A 21,879-nucleotide genomic window follows, 5' to 3' on the forward strand; every position below is an offset into this window, starting at 1 on the left:
GAGTCTCGCTGATCCTCGGTGGCATATTCACCTACCTCGGATAAAAAGAAAGCGACAGTCCGCATATTTTATGCGATGATTGTCGCTTCCTAATGGTTAGGAAAATAATTTTAATAATGTCTGAAATATCTGCTAAAACAAGTACATATCTGAGCAAGCACTATAAAGGGAAACGTTTTGTCTTTTATTTATGGGTCGATTATTTAGTTCCAGCGATAAGAATTTCGATAGTTTCCTACTATGAAAAGTTGGAACTGCCTTTTGGATGTAACTTGAACAAGGTTGACGACTTGAAGGAAGTCATATCCCAATTCAAGAATAAAGCGCTTTTGAATGGAATTTCTGCAGAAAGATTATTGAGGGAGAGCAGTGACGAGAATGAGGAAACAGCTAACTTTATACTGACGGTATACTCGAAAATAATCAGTTGTTAAAGAAGGTGTGATTCGAAATTTGATGAAAATAAGTGCTGGCGCGGGAGTGAAGCAATTTGAGAACATGGAAATACTCAACGACCGATGAATACTTTGATTTCTTAGATTTTCATGACGCTCTAGTAGAGAAAATCCAAGTAATGGAGAACCAAATAGTTGTAGACATAGAATCAATAAACATACTGGCAAATCATCCGCTCAACCCTCATGCTGTCGCTAAGAATACAGATAATTGCAAATTGATTTTTGTAAATCCAATGTCCAGCGAAGCAACTTTGTTCCTCGAAGATAAGTTTCCAAAAAAAATTAATTGCACTGAGTTTAAAGAACTAGAGATTCTCAAATTTACTCAAAGTGAACAAGATGATGGTGTTATGTACGAAATATTCGGTTCAGATAATGATTTTTGTCTGTGGAAGGTAAAAGCAAAGAGTCTGGTTCTTTATTGGAATGAGTTTGTTGGAGATGCTTGGTTTGTAGACTGGGGCAAAGAATGATAATTTTAACTGTATTTTTCTTCAAGTATTAGCCCCCGGTTAAAGACGATCAGCAGGTGGACAGGAAAGGCAAAGTGCTCACGACTCTTGCATTTGCCCAGATTCTCGGCAGCGCAGACTAATAAACACTAAACATAATGCAACTAGCGTGAGGATAATCCCAAGCAATCGGAATCCCTCGAAGCTGAATTTACCTCCCATTACAATACCGATTAATAAGGAAGAGAGAATGGTTCCCAGGTACCTGGATGTGTTAAACAATCCGGATGTTATACCTATTATTTCTTTTGGCGAACTTTGGAATAACAGGGCTTGCATACCTACACTGTTCAACCCGTTGCTAATGCCGAATGCAGCCAAAGCCAAACAGACGCTGATAACCGGTGAAGTTTGATCCAAAGTCACGAGCCACACCGATCCAAATGTCATCAAAATTGCAGACAGCAGCAATGCTGATCGAGGTCCTGATTTATCGATCCAACGTCCTGCTATTGGAGCACTAACGAGCGAACACAAGCCTAAGCTTAACATGAGAATTCCTGTTTGGAATTCGCTAACATGACGAACCATTTGCAAGTAGGACGGGAGCCCGAAAAAAAGGGAGTAAAAAAGTAAATTAACGAGCATGAATTCCACATTGGCCCAAGTCATCGCGGGATATTTGGCGAATGTGCGCAATGGAATAAAGGGTGACGTCGCTATTAATTCATGTCGTACGAAAGCACCCAGCGTTACAAGGCCGATCAGCCCGACAATGACATTTCCTAAAGAGATATGCCCTGATGATTTGGCTGAGAGTAATCCAAAGAGCAGAGCAACCAGCCCTACCGTGAAGAGCAGAATCCCAGTCGCATCAATCAATTCCAACCATTTACGAAAGGACATGTTGCGTGTTACGGTTGTTCGCGGCTCATCTTTAGGAATAGTCCTCCAAGCCAATAGAAAGCTAGCCACCACAAACGGAATATTAACGAAAAAGATCGCATGCCAATCCCACCAATGAATCAAGATTCCACCGATAAAAGGTCCAACTGCAGCCGCTCCCGATAGAAAAATGGACAAAACAGACAGCGCAGTCGCTTGTTTCTCCATAATATGAATTCGAACAAGGGCCATTCCAACAACAACCATCATGCTTGTTCCGATGGATTGCACAATGCGAAAAACGATGAGCCATCCGAAGTTTGGTGATAATGGAGCTAATAAGGATGTAATGAAGGATATAACAAGTCCGGTAAGAAATAGGTTTCTGCGCCCGAATAAATCACTGGCCTTTCCTAGGACAGGTTGGGCGATAGCACTGGCAATGTAAAAGGAGAAAACAATCCAAGAAACAGCTGTAAAGTCAAGCTGGAACACCTTTTGTAGGCTTGGAATAGCAACCGAAATCATCGAAGAATTTAATGGGTTCAATAATATTCCTAGACCTACGGCAATCATTAACCACCTGCTGCGAATACTCATTTTTGTCCCCCCGAAGCGTATTAATCTCATCGTACTTGAAATCATTAATTCACTCCAACGCATTTAATGTTATGATCTCATTGACTTGAAGGAATGAACGGGGGCGCTGAATGGAACTTCTTCAATTACACTATTTTCTCGCGGTAGCTCGTTTGGAGCATGTGACCGAAGCTGCACGAAATCTACATGTTACTCAATCGTCATTGAGCAAAACGATTCAACGCTTGGAGGAGGATCTAGGGGTCGCTTTATTCGATCGAGTAGGGCGGAAGCTGCGGTTGAATGAGTTCGGAAGCAGATTCCTTCACCGTGCAGAAAGGGCTTTGTTTGAATTGGAGCAGGGGAAGCAGGAGCTTAGTGATTTATCCAATCCGGAATATAGTAAACTCAAATTAGCGGTGACGACTGCAAGCACATTGCCCAATATCCTTCGAGAGTTTCGAAAAAAGCATCCCTATATTCATTTTCATGTGCAAATGTTGACAACGCAGGAGATGATTAAACTTCTAGATCGAGGAGAGGTTGATTTTTGCTTGTCCTCACCTCCTATAAAAGCAGATAACATCGAATGCCAAATCGTGTTTGTCGACCCAATCCTTGTAGCCGTTCCAAATGGGCATCGTCTGGCAGATCGAAGCAGCGTATCTTTGGCTGAGCTGAAGGATGAATCGTTTGTCGGTGTAAAGAGAGGTTACGGTACTCGAGATGTGGTTGACTCTATATGCAAATCGGTTGGATTTTTACCTACATACGTGTATGAGGGAGATGAACCCGCGAGGCTTACTGCTCTTGTGGAAGCCGGAATTGGCGTAGCCTTCATACCAAGCACGGCATGGAATTCACGGGAAAATATTAAATATCTCAAAGTAGAGAATCACGAATTAGTTCGGGAGATAGCATTATTATGGAACACGAATAGATACATTTCACGGGCTGCTCTGGATTTTCGGGAGGTAGTAGAGGAGTATTTTGGAGCTTTGTCCAAACAGGCTTAATGAAGAGTTGTAGGGAAGCGAGCTACTTAATGTACGTCTCAGTTCAACTTGTCCGCGAAGTGCTCACAATAGTGGGGCTCTTCGCGAACTTTTGCCATTAAGATTGTTGAAATAATTCTGTCCACCGAGTAACGTCGATAAGTGGAATTTTTCTTCGCTGTTGAGTAGACTTAACACCTTACATACTTGCGTTTGAAACCAAGTTGCTCTTTATCTACTGCTTTTTGAATATTGCCAGAAGCACTCAGTAATTTGCTCTTTGTCTTGTCGCGGTTCACTTCTACAGGGCCTACTGCCAACGCAGTCTCGACCGCTTTGGTATGGAGCGGCAAATAGGATACTGCGACCGTGTAAATGAAATAATTCATCGCGTATTTTGCTCGCTCTGGCGAATCGTGGATCGTATTTTTCAAAGAATCCAGCATATTTGAAAGTTTAGTTTCGGAGAATTCACTGTCCGGTCTACTGCCCAAAAGCCAGCAGTAACAACTCCAGCCCGCTGACATTTTCAGTTCCTCGCCACTTGCGATCCATTTATCGGCAACTTCTTGGGCAATATCCGTTTCTGCCAACGTAACGGCAACCACATAATCGGACAGCATATAAAAATAAGCCGAATCGATCCAACGCTCAAAATCTTCTTCAGTCATTGCTTTAGGCTCTGCAATAACGCCTGCAAAGTACATCGCGTCGTAGTTCCCCGTGTTATAAAGCTGCTCAGCCAGAGCTTGATTCTGCTTAATTTTCTTGGCTATGGGTTTCATCTGGCCAGTAGCTACGCCAAAAAGAGGTTCGTGCGCACCATTGGACATGTATATTTTTTTTGTTCGCTCCTTGCCGAGAGCTTCAAGCTCCTGCATAACCGTTTCCAAGGTCATGTTTAACACTTCCTTCTGTTTATGGTAGTTTGTCTTTAGCTTATCAAATTTGCTTGTATAAGATAAATAGCTAGCTATTGGAAGGAGGGATTAAGTCATATGTACTTTCTCTTGCTCCAGAAAGGCTTCGATTTGTTTTTTATGGTGCTCGTCATGATGAATGAATACATTCACAAACTTCTTATAGGAATAGTTGGCGTTGTCAATCGTGAATTTTGTCGTGCCGTTGTATTTTTCATGGAGCAGATCAAGTAACTGTTTACGGGTGTTAACGAGATCATCGATAAGTGCATCTAATGAATTGTAGGATTGTGCAAATGCAGCGGCTTCTTGGTTATGTCTTTCAATGTCTACAAAGAATAATTAAGCACCTTCCGACATACTTGGAACCATCAGTTCCAAACTATTCTTATCCCAATATTTAATGTGAGCTAAAATCTCTCTAAGAGACCATTTCCCCGTGGATATAGGTTTAAACCATACATCTTTTGCAGTAACTTTCAAAGTTTCAACCCAAAGCAAGAAATCGGAGAACTCGTTTAATCCTTTATTTTGCTGAGCAGCCATAACACTTCCCCCTCAGTATGTTCCTACTAGTTACATTACTATACTGTTCCAGTTTTTACAAACATATGTTCTTGTGAATGGGTCCATGCCTGATAGAGCTAGATTAGGAATTCACTTGTTAAAATTTAGAAGTCATACTATGATTCGTTATGTAAAACCAAGGGGGGGGTGGTAAACATGACAAATAAGCAATATCTAATCATTGAGCGTCCTCCAACTGTGCTCGAACATAACACTCTATGGGAGTCAGTAGGTTGGGGGACTATAGATACAGAAATGACAGAACAATCTATAGCTAATTCAGTCTATGCCGTAGTTGTCGTTTTTGATGGGGAAGTGATCGGTATGGGGCGAATAGTTGGCGATGGAGCTATGTATTTTTATATTCAGGATGTTGCTGTCCTACCAGAGCATCAGGGAGAAGGTATTGGAAAAATGATTGTAGAGCAATTACTCGCCTATATAAAAAAGTGTAAATATAAGAATGGTATTGCTTTTGTAGGTCTTTTTGCATCACATGGAAACGATAAGTTTTATGAGAGTTATGGATTCAAGGATCACTCGCCGGAGATGACAGGGATGTTTACTGTTTTTGACAAATGAATATTTAAGAGATTTCAGGAACTGCAAAAATGCCTGCTTATGGAATCAGGGACGACTAATGAGCGAAGTACCAGTCAACCAATGTGCGGGAGCTTAAGACCATATGGAAGTTTGGTACCCTGATTCCCTTTAGCTGAATTAACTTGTGATTGTGTTAAAAAAATGACCCAGTCAAATTAGCGTCAGACAGATTAGCATCCCTTAGATCTGCGCCAATAAAATCGGCCTTGCGTAAGTCAGCACCGCTCAAATCCGCTGCAATTAGCAATGCACCTCTGAAATTATATCCTTTCAAGTCAGTTCCCCTCATATTCGCGCCTAAATAATCATTCGTGATTTTCATTATTCTTCTACTAGGATTAAAGTCTTTGCGAATGATTGAGCTTGTTGTTAAGAGGTGGCGGTTAACGAGTCCTCTATGGGCTGGAACGTCTAATTCTAAAATATCCATTGGATCAAGATTGGTTAACGATAACGTTTCATCAAACACGAGTTGTAGCTCATCATGAATGGATCGGGTTTCTTCCAGTTGCAATGCTTGATGCAGAAGGAGCTAATAAGTGAAAGAAGCTTTTGCCATACTAAAAAATGATTCGTTTTATCAGTAAGTTTTATCAGCCGTTTTCTAAAAAACGTCGGAGATCTTTATCGTGCTCCTGCGATATTTCATTAGGAAATAGCAGAAGCTGTCAAAGGCCGAATTTTTGAAAATAGGCCGAAGTAGTGCAGAGAGAACCGATGCCTCTAACAGGTATCGGTTTTTATTGTTGCCATATACAGTTGAACTGTATATAATGCGGCTATACAGTCAGACGATATAAAGCTCAGCTGAATAGAGAGGAGGGATAACGTGAAAAGAGATAAAAATCTGCCGCTAACCGAAACCGTTTATTACATCCTCCTTGCATTGGTGGAGCCGGCTCATGGCTATTTAATTATGCAAAAGGTGGGGGAGCTAAGTGGCGGGCAGGTCAAAATGGCGGCTGGAACGTTATATGGAGCGATCGAAAACTTAGGTAAACAGAAGCTAATTCAACCCGTGCAAAGCGAGGACAGCAGGCGCAAGGTGTACGTTATTACATCAAGAGGAGCGGAGCTTTTACGTCTTGATTTTGAAAGAATGCAGCAAATGATCGAAGTGACAAAGGGGATTCTGAAATAAGAAATGGGGGAGCGGTATGCGAGTGTTCAAGTTTTTCATTAATCTCAATAAAGAGGAAAAGTGGCTGAATGAAATGGCTAAGCAAGGATATAGCCTTTCAAAAAAATCCTGCGGATATGAATTTACCCCTATTAAAACGGAATATGCAGCTATAAAAATGGACTATCGCCGCTTTAAAAAACAGGAGGATTTTGAAGATTACTGTGCTCTTTTTGAAGACAGCGGGTGGCAGCATATCGCTGGAACGAAACACTCTGGATACCAATACTTCAAGAAGGCGGATGAAAGTGGGACGGAAGATATTTTTTCGGATGTCCCTTCAAAGGCGGGTCGATATAAACGGTTATCCAACATGTGGATCGGGTTGGCTGCTTTTTATATCCCTATTTTTGCCGCATTTGTAGCTGTCGGTTTTATTGAACTGGCCCCTCTGCTTGATCCTAAATCGTTGTATTTGACGCCAGGATTATGGGAGGAGTCAGGAGCGGCCTTCTGGGGAGCGTTCCTTTTTGAGACGCCGTTTGCACTTTTTAGAGGGGCTTTATTTGCATTATTTCCCATTATGATCATGCTGTTTTTAATTTTTGCGTTTAAAGCCAATAAGTACTATCAGAGCGCACAAAGCGATTGATCTCCAGATTTGTAAAAACGACAAGGTTCACTCTCCGTTCACATCATTGTGATACGCTCTCAACTGTTACTTGAGAGTCCGTTATCAAAAATAGGTGAATGTTGGGGGCCAATCATGTCATTGTTGATGAAGAGATTTTGCAAATTGATTTTAGCGGCAGCGTTGCTCGTTGTTGGAGCGAGTTTGTTCGAAGCTCAATCGCCTGCAGCGGCCGAGCCTTCTGTCTCTGCTTTAACCGCTAATACGAAAACAACAGCGGCAGATTTGAACGACGAGGCTCAGCTGACGGCCTTCGTTGATGGAATGATGAACGTACAGATGGATAATTTGAAAATTCCCGGTGCGGTCATCTCGATCGTTAAGGATGGGAAAATTGTGCTTGCTAAAGGTTACGGTCATGCGAACATCGCCGAAGGCAAGTCAGTTGATCCTGCAACGAGCTTATTTCGAATCGCCTCAACAACAAAGCTCTTTACCTGGACGGCGGTCATGCAACTGGTCGAACAGGGCAAGCTCGATCTGGACACAGACGTCAACACTTATTTGAAATCGCTTCAAATCCCCAATACCTACCCGCAACCCATTACGATGCGCCAGCTAATGACTCATACCGCCGGGTTTGAGGAAGGTGGCGTCGGTTATCAAATTACGACAGATCCCAAAAAGCTCCCGATATCAATTGCTGATACTCTTGCCAAACATATTCCAGCACGGGTAAGGCCGCCAGGCGAAATGGCTTCGTATTCCAACTATGGAGCTTCGCTAGCGGGACTTATCGTCGAGGAAGTCAGCGGAATACCGTATGATGACTATATCGAGCAGAACATTTTTGCTCCGCTCGATATGAAAAACGCTACCGTTCAGGAGCCTATTCCGATGACTATGGTGCCGGGCGTGGTACAAGGATATTCCATGGAGAATGGAATATTTACAGCCAAACCGCTAACATTCGAGGGAGGCTTCCGCCCCGCCGGATCGGGCACAGTCTCGGCAGTGGATATGGCACACTTTATGGTCGCCCATCTTCAGCAGGGACGTTATGGAGAGAAGCAATTACTCCAACCGGATACCACAAGGTTGATGCATGCCCCTGCGTTCCAGTTCCACAAGCGCATGCCAGCTCTGGATCTTGGCTTTGAAGAGCTCAGGATAAACGGAGTACGCGTTATTTCTCATGGCGGTGCCGATACCGTATTCAACACCGGACTTTATCTGGTGCCGGATAAAAAAGTTGGTGTTTTTGTTTCCTACAGCGGCGGTGATGGGGGAGCGGCGGCATCAGGTTTGATGAAAGCTTTTTTCAATCGGTATTTTCCGGTAAAAGAAGTCCTGTCGCCTCCTGTATCCGCTGAACTTGCAAGCTCTGTGAAGAAATATGCTGGTTCCTATCAATTTACGCGCCGCAATCACAGCGATATTGATAAGTTTTTTAGCTTTATGGTGCAGATCAACGTTAAAGCTGTGGATAATCAGCTCATCATAGGCAGCGGTGCTGAGCAGCAAGTATTCGTTCCGATTGAACCTGATTTATTTCAACAGGTCGGGGGCAGCGGTGAGATCGCCTTTCGCTCCGATGAGTCGGGAAAGCCGACTCATATGGTGTTTGATTTTCTTGCATCTATGCCACTTGAGCGTACGCCGCTGTTTGATGGGACAAATTTCTGGTTTCTTTTGCTCGGCATCTCGGCATTTGTATTTATTACCGTTTTGATAGGATTCATCTGTCGTCGACGTGAAATCAAGTTGATGCCGACTGTACAAAAGTGGGCGATACGGCTGTCTGTCACTACCGCTGCCTGGGCGCTTGCGACTCCTGTCGCAACGGTCGTCATCGTGCTGAACATGGATTTGCTGGAACGGCTGAGTCGCATTTCACCGTCGCTCAATCTCTATTTATGGATGCCTATTCTGTTGGTTGCATTGACTGTTGCGATGTTGCTAGTAAGCGTTATCGCATGGAGGAACAAGTATTGGACGATCTTGAAGCGCATCCATTTTACACTCGTGGCGCTGTCCGCGCTGGCGATGAGCTCGTTCTTTTATCATTGGAATTTGCTGGGATGGCAGTTCGGTTGAAGCGGAATAAGGCGGGATAATTAGTAACAATTGGCAGGGGCTGCCGAAAAAGAACAGAGGGGAGGCATGTTCATGGCTAAAATCCTTATTGCAGATGACGATGCGCATATTCGCGAGCTGATAACCTTGTTTTTGCGAAGTGAAGGATTCGAAATCATCGAGGCAAGAGATGGCGCAGAAGCGCTGTCGATTGTGGAAAATGAACAAATCGATATGGTCATACTGGACATTATGATGCCCTTGCTGGACGGCTGGGAATTATGCAGGGAGATTAGGCGCATTAATGCGGACATTCCACTCCTGATGGTGACGGCCAAGGGGGAATCAGCCCATAAGGTGAAGGGATTCCAGCTTGGAACGGATGATTACGTAACAAAGCCGTTTGATCCGTTAGAGCTAGTAATGCGAGTAAAAGCGCTGCTCAAGCGTTATCGGATTGTTTCGTCCCAAACGATTCAGCTGGGCGGTATCGTACTGAATCGCCGTAGCTTTCAAGTTATTCGGGGTAATGAAACGCTTAATCTGCCGCTCAAAGAGTTCGAGCTGCTGTTCAAGCTGGCCCATCATCCGGGGCAAATTTTCACACGGGAGCAATTAATTACTCATATCTGGGGCAAAAATTACGAAGGCGATGATCGAACGGTCGATGTTCACATTAAACGGTTAAGGGAGCGGTTTTCCGGGGACTCGCAACATTTTCAAATTGAAACGGCCCGCAGCCTCGGCTATAGGCTAGTCCTGGCATGATCAAAACCCTATATGTTCGCATTATTCTCACGTTTCTGGCCGTCATTGTGTTTAGCCTGTTTTCATCATTTTTTATTGGTCTCTTTGTATTTCAGAAAGACATTGATTGGATGGGGCAGGACGACATGATTGCAGCGGGAGAGGAAATGATACAACTCTATGAACAAACCAAACCGAATGATAGAGAAGCGTTTATCGAGCGATTGGTTAAAATATCGGCTTATCCAATCCAGCTTTATGATGTTTCCGGGGATTCAACATTCCATGGCTTAGACAATACGGCTCGTATTGAAGTCAACTCGGAAGCCGTCCAGCAGGTGCTTCGTGGAGAGTACTATCGTTCTCCTGGTAAGGAACAAACATTTGTCGGCCTTCCTGTGTTATTTGACGGAGAGTCGCATGCGATGTTTATGCAGTTTTCGCCTCAGAACGAAATGATTCTGAACCGGATGATGATGCTCGTTTTGCTACTCGGACTGATAATTGGAAGCTTATGCACCCTTATCGGAGCGCGATATTTGGTAAAGCCGATTCTAGCCTTAACGTTAGCGACCAAACGACTGGCAAAAGGCGATTTTGAGGTGGAGCTAAAAACGAAACGAGTGGACGAGATCGGCGCTTTGACTCAAAGCTTTAACGAGATGGCAAGCGAGCTGAAGCAGTTGGAACAGATGAGGCAGGATTTTGTGTCAAACGTATCCCATGAAATCCAAACTCCGCTGACGTCGATTTCCGGATTTGCTTTGGCGATGAAAAACAGCAGTTTGGTAGCGGAAATTGATCGAAATTATTATCTGGATATCATCATCTCGGAGAGCGGACGGTTATCAAGGCTTAGTGACAATTTGCTGAAGCTCGCATCTTTGGATTCAGAGCATCATCCATTTGACGCGATTGTGTATGATCTCGATGAGCAACTTAGGCAAATCGTCGTTACTTGTGAGCCGCAATGGTCGGCCAAAAGCATTCTGCTTGATTTAGAAATGGCTAATGCTCTCAAGATTACGGCGGATCGGGATCAATTGAACCAAGTATGGATGAATGTACTGGGCAACAGCATCAAGTTTACTCCTGCAGGCGGACATATCAAAATTGGCATGACCCTTTCGGGGAATGAAGTTGTCGTGACGATATGCGATACAGGGATTGGCGTAGCCCCGGAGCAGCTTGAATATGTTTTTCAACGATTTTATAAAACAGACCGTTCGCGTAACCGCAGCATCGGCGGTAATGGCCTAGGACTTGCCATCACCCAAAAAATTGTGACCCTCCATAATGGAACTATAGAGATGACAAGCCAGGCTGGACAAGGAACAACAGTAGTTGTCCGATTGCCTTTTTCGGGAGATGTTAAGACTAATAGATAGGAGCTTTGCAATTCCCAATTGATAAGCCGTTACCGCATGAATTGATAAAGAAAATAGTGGAATATAGAATCTTAATTAATAATGAAAAAGCTACAGTAAAAGGGAAATTAAAAAAGAAATAGAATATAGTAGGGGGATGAATGAGTTCGCGTAGCGAGTTTCGTTGTTAAATCTTAAAGTTCAGCTTTTATCAGGAGGGAACTAATGCCAATCGATTTAACAGAACTGAAGAACATAGCGAAAACGATAGTTGAGATACCTGAGTATTATAAGCTTGAGATGGAAGCCAGCATTCCGCAAGGCAATGAACGGGAACGAAGTTACATATGGGGGGATCCTAATAACGAGGAAAACGAAATTGATATTACGCTGGATTTGGCAACCGGACAGCTCACACGATTGGCTATTAGTCGAGAAGAAACAGGAGAAGCGGAAGAAGAGCCTGGGACCATGTTAGATGAGGCGACTAGAGTAGCAGCCCATAAATTCGTTGCAAAGTATGCTCCTGATCCAGCTCAGTATACGTCCGTATGTAGTAAAAAACGCGGAAACATAATTGAATATACGTTCCGCCAGGAAGTTGGCGGGCTTCCATTGCCCGATACGGGCTGTAAGCTGATGTTGGATTCAAAGCTGAATGTGATCCGATATCTCCTTAATGGGCGCAGGTCCGGCAATGCTAAACAGCCCCAATGGCCGGCGACCATCGTGGATTCGGATAAGGTGAAACAGGACATCGTGAGCCATATGAAAATGCAGTTAACGATTGTGACCCTATATCCGTCTTTGTACGAGATGAATGGAACTGATGACGAATATCGACTCGTTTACGAGCCGGTACTACAACGTCAATTTGTTGACGCTGTCACGGGTCGTGATCTGTTCGGTCCTGAACATTATGTGATGCCGCAAAGTTATCCCATCCATCCAATCCAGCCGGCCCGCAAGCCTGCTGTAGATGAAACGATGCCCTGGGAGCAGCAGCTTGGTATCAACTTGGAGCGTTATGTGTTAAAGAAGTGCAACGATGACGGGCAGACGATTAAATCCTGGTACCACCTCATAGAACAAGAGGAAGAAGAAATACCTGAGCCTGACCCCTTGTCCTCAGACGCTTACATGAAGAGAAAATGGGGTGACAATCCGCTTACCTCAGAAGGCACTTCGATATTGGTTGAGCTAGAGAAGTCGACTGAACGCCTCATCGGGTTTCAACGGTTGGGACGCGGAGAGGAAGTAGCTCCTATCCTGAATCGCAAGCAGTGCTGGGAGAAGGCGCAGTGTTTCCTTCGTACCGTATTTCCCGAGTACGCTCAATATCTCCAAGTTGAAAGGGATAAAGAGGAATCGGATGGGCAAAAAAATGAGTTTTTCTTTTTACCCGTCTATATCGATGGAATCTCTGTCCAGCTTGGAAGAATTACCATTACAGTCAGCAAATCAACAGGAGAAATCTGCATGTATAACGCTGTTTCTTTCGAAATGATTCAAGAAATGGAAAAACACAAGTTCAGTTCGATTATCGAACCTGAAGCTGCCTTGAAGACCTATATCACACAGATGAAAGTTCAGCTTAAGTGGCATCTGAGCTCAAGCTCGGATTCCGATTCGAATTCGGGTTCGGAAGAAGAGGTTCCTGTTTTCCGTCTATTGTATGAACCGACTGTAGGTGTCTGTAATGATGAGGGAAAAAAGCGGACCTTAAAATATATCGATGCCATCTCGGGAGAGATGATTTGGGGAAAATAAATAGCCTCCACTAAGTATCTGGGATAAGATGAATACACTTTCACCGAAGGGAGTGAGCGGCATGAAAAGCCGGGCTAAAACGACAACAGTTGATATGAGGGGTATTGTCAGCAAGCTTTAAGCGGGCCGCAGACATAGCCTGCGGTCTTTAAGCACGCAAACAATTGGCTATGATGAGGAGCAATTTTGTGCTGAAGTTAAAGTATCTTTTTAATAATATAGACTTGGCAGAAATGATTGTTAAAAATTGGGGATATGATGAAACTTCGTTAGACATGTTCAAATATTATCGAATATCTTCCAATGCTATTTATCCTTTTAAATCCGAAGGGAAGAACCAGCTGTTACGATTTGCCCCAACAAATGAGAAGCTGAAAGCGAATTTATTGGCGGAGCTGGATTTTATTGCTTACTTACGTGACAATTGCTACGGGGTGTTGGAAGCCGTTAATTCGAATAGCGGCGAGCCGCTTATAGAGGTACAAACCCCTTGGGGACAATACTTTGCATCTGTCTTTAAACGAGTTCCCGGCGTTCGAATGGATGCTGCCGATTCCAGCGATGAGATTGTATTCAGTTATGGGCAGGCTCTCGGACGGCTCCATCGATTATCCAGTCAGTACACATCTGGCAATTATCAGAGATGGTCATACGGTGATGTGTTGGATTGGATCCAAGATGAATTAAAGGATGATCCAGAACAGGCAGCGGCCATGCAGGAAACGGAAATGCTGCGTGATTATTTTTCTGCTATTCCTAAATCGGAGAGCAGCTTTGGATTGGTCCACTATGATTTTGAATACGATAATGTATTCTACGATGAGGAATCAAAGTCATGTTATGTCATTGATTTTGATGACGCTATGTATCACTGGTATGCGATGGATATTGGAAAAGCGTTTGAAAGTTTGCAGGACGGTATTGCCGTTGAAGCTTTCGAAGTTAAGAAACAGTGTTTTCTGGAAGGTTATTTAACTGAATTTGAGATCTCTTATGATTTAGATGAACTTTTACCCGCATGCAGGCGATTTGCGAATCTATACGGTTACGCTCGAATGTTAAGTTCAATTAAGGAAAAATGGACTAACGAGCCAGAGTGGCTGGCGAATTTAAGAGCAAGGCTGGAGAATAGCTTGAGACAAAATTCGAGCTGTTTTGGACAGAAATTTAAGTGAGATGCACAGGGGCTGTCCCGAAAGTCATCTTTAGATGATTTCGGGGCTTGCCCCTTAGTTATTTAGGCCGCTAGTTCAATAGGGGCGGACGGCGCTGCATCGGTTTCGAATGTGAGGCGTGTTGAGCTTCACTTTGATATGAATGCTCAAGCTAAGCGCTCTGAGTTTCGCTCGTCCATTCATTCAAACCCCTTCCTCGGTAGCGTAACGGAACTGAGAAGCCCTATTTCAACCAAATGGTGGGTTTTCGAGGCGTAACGAAACTGAGAGACACTAATTGAGGGTATTTCTCGGGAAAATCATCATTTTGACTCAAATAACGCTTTTCAGTTCCGTTATAAAAATTATAGCCTGTTTTGAGGCGAAATAAGCTCTCTCAGTTCCGTAAGGATGTGCGTGGACAAGCAGAGGCGCGTCCAGTTTCCCCTATTGTTGCAGCGAAGCGATAGGCTTGTTCTATGGTCTATGGCCCACTTAATCCATTAGTCGACTGTTGTTATTTTTAACCTTAGCTTAACTTGTTATTGCTAGATGAAGGATGGGGAAAGGTCGCCCTGAACTATCCAATTCTGATCGTCCTATCAGTACAAAACCAAGCCGTTTATAGAATGTGTACGCTCCATCGTTTTGCTCATTAACATCAACTTGGAGATTGCTGCCTATTAATTTTTCAATATATTTTATTAATCGACTACCTATGCCTCTTCCGTGATATGTGGGGTCGGATTTAGTTTGAAATACTTCAGATGGTTTCAGGCACTCCACATTAAATACCTGTGGTTCAATCCTTTACTTCAGTGATGGGGCGGGCTTGTCCTAGGTAGGCTGGTATCGCTATAATAGAGTTCAAACTATAACCGGAAAGCGGGTTCAACATGGGTCGCAAATGGAATAATATTAAAGAAAAAAAAGCGTCCAAGGACGCCAATACAAGTCGGATCTACGCCAAATTCGGTCTTGAAATCTATGTGGCTGCCCGCAAAGGGGAGCCGGACCCAGAATCCAACCGCGCCTTGAAGGTCGTTCTGGAGCGGGCCAAGACGTATAATGTTCCGAAGGCGATCATCGATCGCGCACTAGAGAAAGCAAAAGGAAGCTCCGATGAGATTTACGAAGAGCTGCGTTATGAGGGTTTTGGCCCCAACGGCTCAATGGTCATCGTTGATGCTCTGACGAACAATGTTAATCGGACTGCTTCCTCTGTTCGCGCAGCCTTTAGCAAAAACGGCGGCAATATGGGCGTTAATGGCTCCGTTGCTTATATGTTCGATGCTACAGCCGTCTTCGGCGTGACCGGTAAATCACTGGATGAAATCATGGAATTAATGCTGGAAGCGGACGTCGATGTTCGCGATGTGGTCGAAGAAGATGAGGATGTGCTTGTATACGCGGAGCCAGATCAATTCCATGCTGTGCAGGAAGCTTTGAAAGCTGCTGGAATTACTGAATTCACGGTTGCCGAGCTTACGATGCTCGCTCAGAACGATTTGGAGCTGCCAGCCGATGCGCAAGTTCAATTCGAGAAAATTATCGACACGCTGGAAGACCTGGAAGATGTTCAGCAAGTGTACCACAACGTCGCGTTCGCTGAATAAACCGCAAGAAGCATTCAGCTTCTGAGCGGTAACTGGTGGTATTTGAAATACAGAAAGCCCGGACTCTGAACTATCGGAGTTCGGGCTTTTAAAAATCCAAGGGGGAGATAGGATGGAGCTTACCTGTCTGCGCAGCTTTCGCGAGGTGGCCATACGCGGCAGTTATACTAAGGCTGCCGAGCAGCTTGGCTACGCGCAGTCCAGCGTAACGGCGCAAATCCAGAAGCTGGAGGAGACTTATGGTGCCGTCCTTTTGGAAAGGCGTGGAAGATCTATGGGGCTTACTGATGCAGGAGAGAAGCTGCTCACGTATGCCAATGAGATCTTGCGGCTGCACGCCGAATCGCTGGAAGCTGTATCATCCGCCTCGGGCGGCAGCCTGGCGATCGGGTCCATTGAGACGCTGGCTTCCTTTTTCCTACCCTCTTATATGCAGGCGTTCCGGTCTTCTCATCCTCAAGCTTCTATGACGCTGCTTCCCGGCAATGAGCCGGAGCTTATCCGGAAAGTGAAGGCGGGCACGCTTGATGCTGCCTTTATTCTGGATCCTCCGTTTAGAGATCCTGATTTAGTAGTGAGTGTGCTACGCAAAGAGCAACTAATTATGGTTTGTCCTACAGAGCATCGTCTTGCCGGTTTAGGAGTGGCATCCGTGTCGGATCTGGCGGGAGAATCGTTGGTGCTCACCGAAAATGGCTGTACTTATCGGGCCCAGCTGCTGCGGCGTTTGAAAGAGACGGGCACGGAGGCGCGGATTTCTTGCGAGCTTGGCAGTATCGAGGCGATCAAGCAATGTGTACAGCATGGGCTGGGAATCGCGATGCTACCGGCAATTGCGGTTCAGAGAGAAATTGAAACAGGCCAGTTGGCAGCAGTGAAGCTGGAGGATGAGTCGTTCCAGTTTTTCATTCAGCTCGTTTATAGTCGGAAAAGATGGCTGTCTCCTGGATTCCGTAGCTTTCTGGAATGCTTCGGCATCCGGGAAGCTGCGGGATCGTAGGAAGGGTGAGCCAGGCGATTAGCACGGTCAGTGCTGTTCGATGCAGAAATCATCGGCAGAACCGATAAGCAGTATCGAAACGAGTCGATAACAGCTTGCGAATCGGTCATGGTATGATTTTTCCAAGTCAAATAAGACTAAACAAGCGGCCTGCTTAGGCAAAGCTGCTCAAAAGGAGAATGAACCGATGACCAGATCGCTCGTACTGGAAACGCCTGCTGCCGAGCCGGCAGCGATCACCCGCCATTATCTTGCCAAGCTCTCCGTAGAGACCGATCCTTCGGACGTCCATCACGATCAACTCAGCGGTCAGGATCATTTCCTATTGCTGGATGTGCGCGCATCCTCCGCTTATGAAGATTGCCACGCTGCCGGCGCATTGAGCATGCCTTATCGCGAGATCAGCACTGAATCAACGGCCGATTGGTCCAAGGATCGACTTATCGTTGTTTACTGCTGGAGTCCCGCCTGCAACGGTGGAGCCAAAGCCGCTTTGCGGCTTTCAGAGTTAGGCTTTCAGGTAAAGGAAATGCTTGGCGGAATCGAGTATTGGCGCAGGGAAGGCTTTCCGGTAGAAGGTTCCAGCGTAACCGCAGCCCCGCTAGTAGGTTGATGCACTGAATTAAAAATAACGCTCCTGGGGATATTTCCAGGGGCTTTTTCATATAGACTACAAAAAAGAAACTGTCGAACGATGAAGCTAATCTGCTCGTTGAAAAGGAGAGGGAGCCGAATGTCTTACAAAAACGCTGAGATCGACTGCCCCTGGTGTGGAGAGGTCGTCGTGCTGGATGGGACGATATGTCCCGTTTGCCGTCATGAGGTGTTGCCTGAGCATTTGAAACAGGAGGAAAGCAGCGACCTTGAAGATGAATTAGATGCTGTAGATACTGCAGCAACTGAAAGTACTGAACCTTAACCTTACATGAAGCCCAACAGGCGGCATAACACAACCAGCTCGTGGATGCCGATAAATTGCCGCCTGATCCTCGTTCCGATCATTTCCAGCGCATGCTCCGTACCTTTGATTGCATGCTCAACTCCCCGATTGCCCATTGCCCAAACAATTTCTTTCATTCCATCAAGAAAAAATATCGTCGGCCGCAGTGTTCGAATAAGCATAATTTGGCGAAGCTGAATAGGGGTGTACAGGCGATAGCCATTGTGCGAATCACGCACGGGCTGGATGAGTCCTTCCTTTTCCCAGTGTCGGATCGCAGATGGGGCAACGCCTGCAAGTTCAGCCACTTCACCAATGGCCATGTGAGGCTTGAGCTTTAGGCCATCCAGCTCGTCCATCTCCAGCTGAAGCAGCAGTTGCAGCGTCCGATCAGCTGCAGCTTTATCCTGTTGCAGCTTTGCCTGTTCCTGGTTAACGAGCCACATCGCCAGTTCTGCCTTTCCTTCCTGCAGCTTCTTCAGCACTTCAGAGGCGAGATCCATCCCAAATCCTTCATATAACGCCCTCAGGCAACGGAACCAAGCCAAATGTTCGCTTGTGTACATACGGTATCCATTCGAGGCTCTCTCCGGGAGCGGCACGACTCCCCATGATTCATAATGGCGCAGCGCGCTTGTGCTGAGTCCGAGCTCACGGGCGATATCAATCGGCCTGTATTTGCGATCCATTTTAGCTAATCTCCTTCGCTAAACTCAACTACCTCTACCATAGCAGAAGCACTTCAAGCGACACAAATCCTCCTGTAAAATATTAAAGCACGATGACAGGGTTGCAGCTGATTTATAGCTGCATTAACCAGGGAATATGATGGCGAAGCTTATCACTTGCATCAATGTGATAAAGTAAGCTTATATCCAGTCGAGCCCAATGGAATAGCCATTTTTTAAGCTGAGAAGCCTTGAGGAGGAAACAGATTTATGATTGATACAATCCGCATCCGCGGTGCCAGGGAAAACAACTTGAAAAACATCGATGTTGATATTCCAAAGTATAAACTTATTGTTGTGACAGGACCGTCAGGTTCTGGAAAATCAACGCTTGCCCTCGATATTCTTCAGCGGGAATGTCAGCGTCAGTATATGGAATCAAGCGGCCTGTCGGGAGAATCGATTCCGAAGCCGAAGGTTGCATCCATAACTGGTTTATCACCAGCCATTGCAGTTGGACAACATGCAGCGAACCGCAATCCGAGATCGACGGTTGGCACGGTAACTGATCTGCAGACTTACCTAAGGCTGATTTTTGAGAAAAAAGGGAAGCGCCATTGCCAAAGCTGCGGCGGAGACATGATGGCCGCCACAGATAATGGGGCTTCCGAGATTGCTTGTCCGTCCTGTGGTGAGATTCACCGTGCTCTTGGGAAAGCGGATTACTCCTACAACACGCCGTCAGGCGCTTGCGAAAGCTGCAGCGGGCTAGGAAGCGTTGTTAATATTGATATTGAAGCGGTGTTTGACCGGAGTAAAAGCATTCGCGGCGGCGCTGTTGCGTTCTGGTTCGAGACATTTGCGGAATACAATGCCGCTATTCTTGAAGTAGCAGGCAAATATTACGGACTACCGATGAATACTTCGCAGCCAGTAGGCGAGTATAGCCAGGCGGAATGGGATCTTCTGCTTTATGGAGTGGAAAGCCCGGAGTTCTCCCGGCATTTCCCGGATCAGTCGCTTCCGAAATCAGTCGGTAAAGGCCGCTACAAGGGTGTTCTGACTGGAATGTGGCAACGTTACAAGGAAAAGGATGGCCAGTCTGGCGAAGCCGTCTTTTTTCGCAGCATGCCTTGCACCGACTGCCGGGGGGAACGGCTGAACCCGGTCAGCCGATCCGTGACCGCCTATGGCAGAACACTTCCTGAGTTGTCTCGTATATCGCTCGGGGAACTGTCGGCCTGGCTACAAGAGCCATATCACCTTTCTGTAGATAGCGAAGATGAACTACTAGCGGCTGTACTGCATGACACGATGGTCAAAGTTCGTCGCATCGAGGATGTCGGGCTCCGTTATTTGACGCTCAATCGCCAGTCCGTAACATTATCGGGGGGAGAAGCTCAGCGGCTTCGGTTGGCAACGATATTGGGTTCAGGATTAACCGGTGTACTTTATCTGCTTGACGAACCAACGACGGGGCTGCATGCCAAAGACACAGCGGGTCTCGTGCAAGTGATCAAGGAGCTGCGGGATCTCGGCAATACGGTGCTGCTGATTGAGCATGATGTCACCGTCATGCAAGAGGCGGATCACATCATCGATATCGGGCCAGGTGCCGGCCGGTTCGGGGGGAATATCGTTGGGGAAGGAACGCTGAAAAACCTTATGGAACAGCAAGGCTCCGTTACAGGGGGTTATTTCCGCTCCCCTACGCGGATGGTTTCTCAACGCCGCTTGCCTAAAGCGGGCTGGATAACGCTGCGCGATGCTGATCGGCATAACTTGAAGGGGATTACGGCTTCTTTTCCACTCGGCTGCTTAACGGCAGTATCCGGAGTTTCCGGTTCAGGAAAATCCACACTTGTATTTGATCTGCTCGCCTCCGCCGTGCCTGGACAGGGCTCATTCCGCAACATCGAGGGCTGCGCAGAGATCAGCGGTATGGAACGAGTCGATAGCCTGATTACCGTTGATCAGAGCCCGCTCTCTCGTATGCAGCGTTCGAGCGTTTCCACTTATATGGATTTATTCGCCTTGCTCCGCAAAGCCTATGCCGCACTGCCTGAAGCCAAAAGCCGGAAGCTGATGGAGAAGCATTTTTCCTTTAATACGCCAGGAGGGCGCTGCGACCGTTGTGAAGGTTTAGGTCAGGTGACCGTTGATATGCATTTCCTGTCCCATCTGCAAATCGTCTGCCCGGAGTGCAGGGGCAAACGCTTCAAGCCCGAGGTGCTGGAAGTTCGTTATAAGGAACGCTCCATTGCCGATTTCCTTGAGCTCAGTCTAGAGGAAAGTCAGCCGTTGCTGCAGGAAAACAAAAAAATGAGCGCTCTTTTGCAGTTGCTCGCTGACGTTGGTCTCGGCTATTTGCAATGGGGCCAATCCGTGACGACGCTGTCCGGCGGAGAGGGCCAGCGGCTTAAGCTGGCTAAAGAGCTCAGTGCTCCGGCGAAGGGACACACGCTTTATTTGCTCGATGAGCCTTCAAGCGGCTTGCATCCTATTGATGTCGAGAAGCTCCATCTGCTGCTCAGCCGACTCGTCGATGCCGGTAATTCGGTCGTTATGGTTGAGCATAATACCGATTTGATTACAGCGGCGGATTGGGTGCTCGATCTTGGCCCCGGCGGCGGAGATGCCGGAGGTGAGCTGATCGCGGCTGGAACGCCGGAGCTGCTTGCTAGCGAGAGTCGTTCCGTTACAGGCGCTAGCCTAGGCATTCGAGCGGCTTCGAGCAGTTCAATAGGTTGAGTTCAGGAGAAAAGGACATATGTCCTTTTCTCCTTTGTCCGTTTGCGATTAAAGTAGAACTGAGCTAAAGTGTTCATCGCAGACAGACAGAATGGGGATGGCAAGATGAAGGGCTTTTTAGCTGCGTTGGCAGCCGGATTTTTCATTACACTGCAGGGAGTGGCGAACACTCGCATCAGTGGAGAGCTGGGAACATGGCAAGCAGCGGCAATGACCCAGCTGACGGGTTTTGTCGGCGCGTTATTGCTGGCCTTGCTGCTGCGGAGTTGGCAACCAAGCAAGCTGCTGGAGGTCAAGCCGATATACGGGATTGGCGGAGCTTTGGGGGCTTTTATCATTTTCGGCAATGTGACAGCTATTCAGCAAGTTGGAATTACGCTGACGACCGCGCTCGTCCTGCTCGGCCAGCTTGGATTAACGTTCTTGATTGAATGGAGAGGCTGGATCGGCGTCCCTAAAACGCGGATGGGAACAATGCAGGTGGCAGGTATTATACTGATGGCAGGCGGAGTAATGCTGTTATCAATCTAAATTGAAGCGGCCGCAAGCCGTAGCTGATGGGGAACGAAGGTGACGGTGA

Annotated in this window: 23 protein-coding genes; 17 read left to right on the forward strand and 6 right to left on the reverse strand. The window is 46.2% G+C overall.

What is annotated here, in order from left to right; translation table 11 throughout:
• Nucleotides 1-490: 490 nt before the first annotated feature.
• Nucleotides 491-931, forward strand: coding sequence for a hypothetical protein (locus CGZ75_RS05855; RefSeq protein WP_089523302.1), 441 nt, complete (start codon nucleotides 491-493; stop codon nucleotides 929-931).
• Between the two features lie 78 nt (nucleotides 932-1,009).
• On the opposite strand, the gene CGZ75_RS05860 is transcribed toward CGZ75_RS05855, so the two are convergent.
• Nucleotides 1,010-2,395 carry an MFS transporter gene (locus CGZ75_RS05860; protein ID WP_089523303.1) on the reverse strand — a complete coding sequence of 462 codons (1,386 nt, stop codon included), beginning with the start codon at nucleotides 2,393-2,395 and terminating at the stop codon, nucleotides 1,010-1,012.
• A gap of 110 nt (nucleotides 2,396-2,505) precedes the next feature.
• On the opposite strand from CGZ75_RS05860, the gene CGZ75_RS05865 reads away from it, so the two are divergent.
• Nucleotides 2,506-3,390: a LysR family transcriptional regulator gene (locus CGZ75_RS05865; RefSeq protein WP_089523304.1), complete on the forward strand. Its 885-nt coding sequence runs from the start codon at nucleotides 2,506-2,508 to the stop codon at nucleotides 3,388-3,390.
• Nucleotides 3,391-3,560: 170 nt separating this feature from the next.
• Here CGZ75_RS05865 and CGZ75_RS05870 read toward each other — a convergent pair whose 3' ends face one another.
• A complete protein-coding gene (locus CGZ75_RS05870) occupies nucleotides 3,561-4,268 on the reverse strand; it encodes a DNA alkylation repair protein (protein ID WP_089523305.1) in 708 nt (235 codons plus the stop codon).
• 99 nt (nucleotides 4,269-4,367) lie between these two features.
• Here CGZ75_RS05870 and CGZ75_RS25090 point away from each other — a divergent pair, with 99 nt between their 5' ends.
• Nucleotides 4,368-4,523 (forward strand): hypothetical protein, encoded by a 156-nt coding sequence (locus CGZ75_RS25090; protein WP_176444693.1) that lies wholly within the window; start codon nucleotides 4,368-4,370, stop codon nucleotides 4,521-4,523.
• 108 nt (nucleotides 4,524-4,631) lie between these two features.
• Here the strand turns inward: CGZ75_RS25090 and CGZ75_RS05875 are convergent, their stop codons facing one another.
• Nucleotides 4,632-4,835: a hypothetical protein gene (locus tag CGZ75_RS05875; protein ID WP_089523306.1), complete on the reverse strand. Its 204-nt coding sequence runs from the start codon at nucleotides 4,833-4,835 to the stop codon at nucleotides 4,632-4,634.
• Nucleotides 4,836-5,012: 177 nt separating this feature from the next.
• Between CGZ75_RS05875 and CGZ75_RS05880 the strand changes: the two genes are divergently transcribed.
• Nucleotides 5,013-5,438, forward strand: coding sequence for a GNAT family N-acetyltransferase (locus CGZ75_RS05880; protein WP_089523307.1), 426 nt, complete (start codon nucleotides 5,013-5,015; stop codon nucleotides 5,436-5,438).
• Between the two features lie 154 nt (nucleotides 5,439-5,592).
• On the opposite strand, the gene CGZ75_RS05885 is transcribed toward CGZ75_RS05880, so the two are convergent.
• On the reverse strand, nucleotides 5,593-5,928 hold the full coding sequence (locus tag CGZ75_RS05885; RefSeq protein ID WP_245850718.1) for a pentapeptide repeat-containing protein: 336 nt from the start codon (nucleotides 5,926-5,928) through the stop codon (nucleotides 5,593-5,595).
• 360 nt (nucleotides 5,929-6,288) lie between these two features.
• Here CGZ75_RS05885 and CGZ75_RS05890 point away from each other — a divergent pair, with 360 nt between their 5' ends.
• The 7 genes from CGZ75_RS05890 to CGZ75_RS05925 all read left to right on the forward strand — a co-directional run bounded on the left by CGZ75_RS05890 (nucleotide 6,289) and on the right by CGZ75_RS05925 (nucleotide 14,345).
• Complete coding sequence (locus CGZ75_RS05890; protein ID WP_089523308.1) at nucleotides 6,289-6,600, forward strand: PadR family transcriptional regulator; 312 nt, start codon at nucleotides 6,289-6,291, stop codon at nucleotides 6,598-6,600.
• Nucleotides 6,601-6,616: 16 nt separating this feature from the next.
• Nucleotides 6,617-7,231 carry a DUF2812 domain-containing protein gene (locus CGZ75_RS05895; RefSeq protein ID WP_089523309.1) on the forward strand — a complete coding sequence of 205 codons (615 nt, stop codon included), beginning with the start codon at nucleotides 6,617-6,619 and terminating at the stop codon, nucleotides 7,229-7,231.
• Between the two features lie 114 nt (nucleotides 7,232-7,345).
• A complete protein-coding gene (locus CGZ75_RS05900; protein ID WP_245850719.1) occupies nucleotides 7,346-9,307 on the forward strand; it encodes a serine hydrolase domain-containing protein in 1,962 nt (653 codons plus the stop codon).
• Nucleotides 9,308-9,379: 72 nt separating this feature from the next.
• Nucleotides 9,380-10,054, forward strand: a complete 675-nt coding sequence (locus CGZ75_RS05905; RefSeq protein WP_089523310.1) for a response regulator transcription factor — start codon at nucleotides 9,380-9,382, stop codon at nucleotides 10,052-10,054.
• Nucleotides 10,051-11,421 carry a HAMP domain-containing sensor histidine kinase gene (locus CGZ75_RS05910; RefSeq protein ID WP_089523311.1) on the forward strand — a complete coding sequence of 457 codons (1,371 nt, stop codon included), beginning with the start codon at nucleotides 10,051-10,053 and terminating at the stop codon, nucleotides 11,419-11,421. The genes CGZ75_RS05905 and CGZ75_RS05910 overlap by 4 nt, the downstream gene beginning before the upstream one ends.
• A 204-nt stretch (nucleotides 11,422-11,625) precedes the next feature.
• A complete protein-coding gene (locus tag CGZ75_RS05920; protein ID WP_089523312.1) occupies nucleotides 11,626-13,170 on the forward strand; it encodes a YcdB/YcdC domain-containing protein in 1,545 nt (514 codons plus the stop codon).
• Nucleotides 13,171-13,358: 188 nt separating this feature from the next.
• Nucleotides 13,359-14,345, forward strand: coding sequence for a phosphotransferase enzyme family protein (locus CGZ75_RS05925; protein WP_089523313.1), 987 nt, complete (start codon nucleotides 13,359-13,361; stop codon nucleotides 14,343-14,345).
• Between the two features lie 513 nt (nucleotides 14,346-14,858).
• Here the strand turns inward: CGZ75_RS05925 and CGZ75_RS05930 are convergent.
• On the reverse strand, nucleotides 14,859-15,110 hold the full coding sequence (locus CGZ75_RS05930) for a GNAT family N-acetyltransferase (RefSeq protein WP_281255098.1): 252 nt from the start codon (nucleotides 15,108-15,110) through the stop codon (nucleotides 14,859-14,861).
• Between the two features lie 110 nt (nucleotides 15,111-15,220).
• Between CGZ75_RS05930 and CGZ75_RS05935 the strand changes: the two genes are divergently transcribed.
• The 4 genes from CGZ75_RS05935 (at nucleotide 15,221) to CGZ75_RS05950 (ending at nucleotide 17,859) form a co-directional block, all read left to right on the forward strand.
• Nucleotides 15,221-15,940, forward strand: a complete 720-nt coding sequence (locus CGZ75_RS05935) for a YebC/PmpR family DNA-binding transcriptional regulator (RefSeq protein WP_089523315.1) — start codon at nucleotides 15,221-15,223, stop codon at nucleotides 15,938-15,940.
• A gap of 112 nt (nucleotides 15,941-16,052) precedes the next feature.
• Entirely contained in the window at nucleotides 16,053-16,940 is an 888-nt protein-coding gene (locus tag CGZ75_RS05940) for a LysR family transcriptional regulator (protein ID WP_089523316.1), read from the forward strand.
• 187 nt (nucleotides 16,941-17,127) lie between these two features.
• Nucleotides 17,128-17,553, forward strand: a complete 426-nt coding sequence (locus tag CGZ75_RS05945) for a rhodanese-like domain-containing protein (RefSeq protein ID WP_089523317.1) — start codon at nucleotides 17,128-17,130, stop codon at nucleotides 17,551-17,553.
• A 120-nt stretch (nucleotides 17,554-17,673) separates the two neighbouring features.
• Nucleotides 17,674-17,859, forward strand: coding sequence for a hypothetical protein (locus tag CGZ75_RS05950; RefSeq protein WP_089523318.1), 186 nt, complete (start codon nucleotides 17,674-17,676; stop codon nucleotides 17,857-17,859).
• A gap of 2 nt (nucleotides 17,860-17,861) precedes the next feature.
• On the opposite strand, the gene CGZ75_RS05955 is transcribed toward CGZ75_RS05950, so the two are convergent.
• Nucleotides 17,862-18,569: a MerR family transcriptional regulator gene (locus CGZ75_RS05955; RefSeq protein WP_089523319.1), complete on the reverse strand. Its 708-nt coding sequence runs from the start codon at nucleotides 18,567-18,569 to the stop codon at nucleotides 17,862-17,864.
• Between the two features lie 249 nt (nucleotides 18,570-18,818).
• On the opposite strand from CGZ75_RS05955, the gene CGZ75_RS05960 reads away from it, so the two are divergent.
• Both CGZ75_RS05960 and CGZ75_RS05965 read left to right on the forward strand, forming a co-directional pair.
• Nucleotides 18,819-21,299 carry an ATP-binding cassette domain-containing protein gene (locus CGZ75_RS05960; RefSeq protein ID WP_089523320.1) on the forward strand — a complete coding sequence of 827 codons (2,481 nt, stop codon included), beginning with the start codon at nucleotides 18,819-18,821 and terminating at the stop codon, nucleotides 21,297-21,299.
• Between the two features lie 105 nt (nucleotides 21,300-21,404).
• Nucleotides 21,405-21,830: a DMT family transporter gene (locus CGZ75_RS05965; RefSeq protein ID WP_089523321.1), complete on the forward strand. Its 426-nt coding sequence runs from the start codon at nucleotides 21,405-21,407 to the stop codon at nucleotides 21,828-21,830.
• Nucleotides 21,831-21,879 lie beyond the last annotated feature (49 nt).

This window comes from Paenibacillus herberti (assembly GCF_002233675.1).
Classification (GTDB): Bacteria; Bacillota; Bacilli; order Paenibacillales; family Paenibacillaceae; genus Paenibacillus_O; species Paenibacillus_O herberti.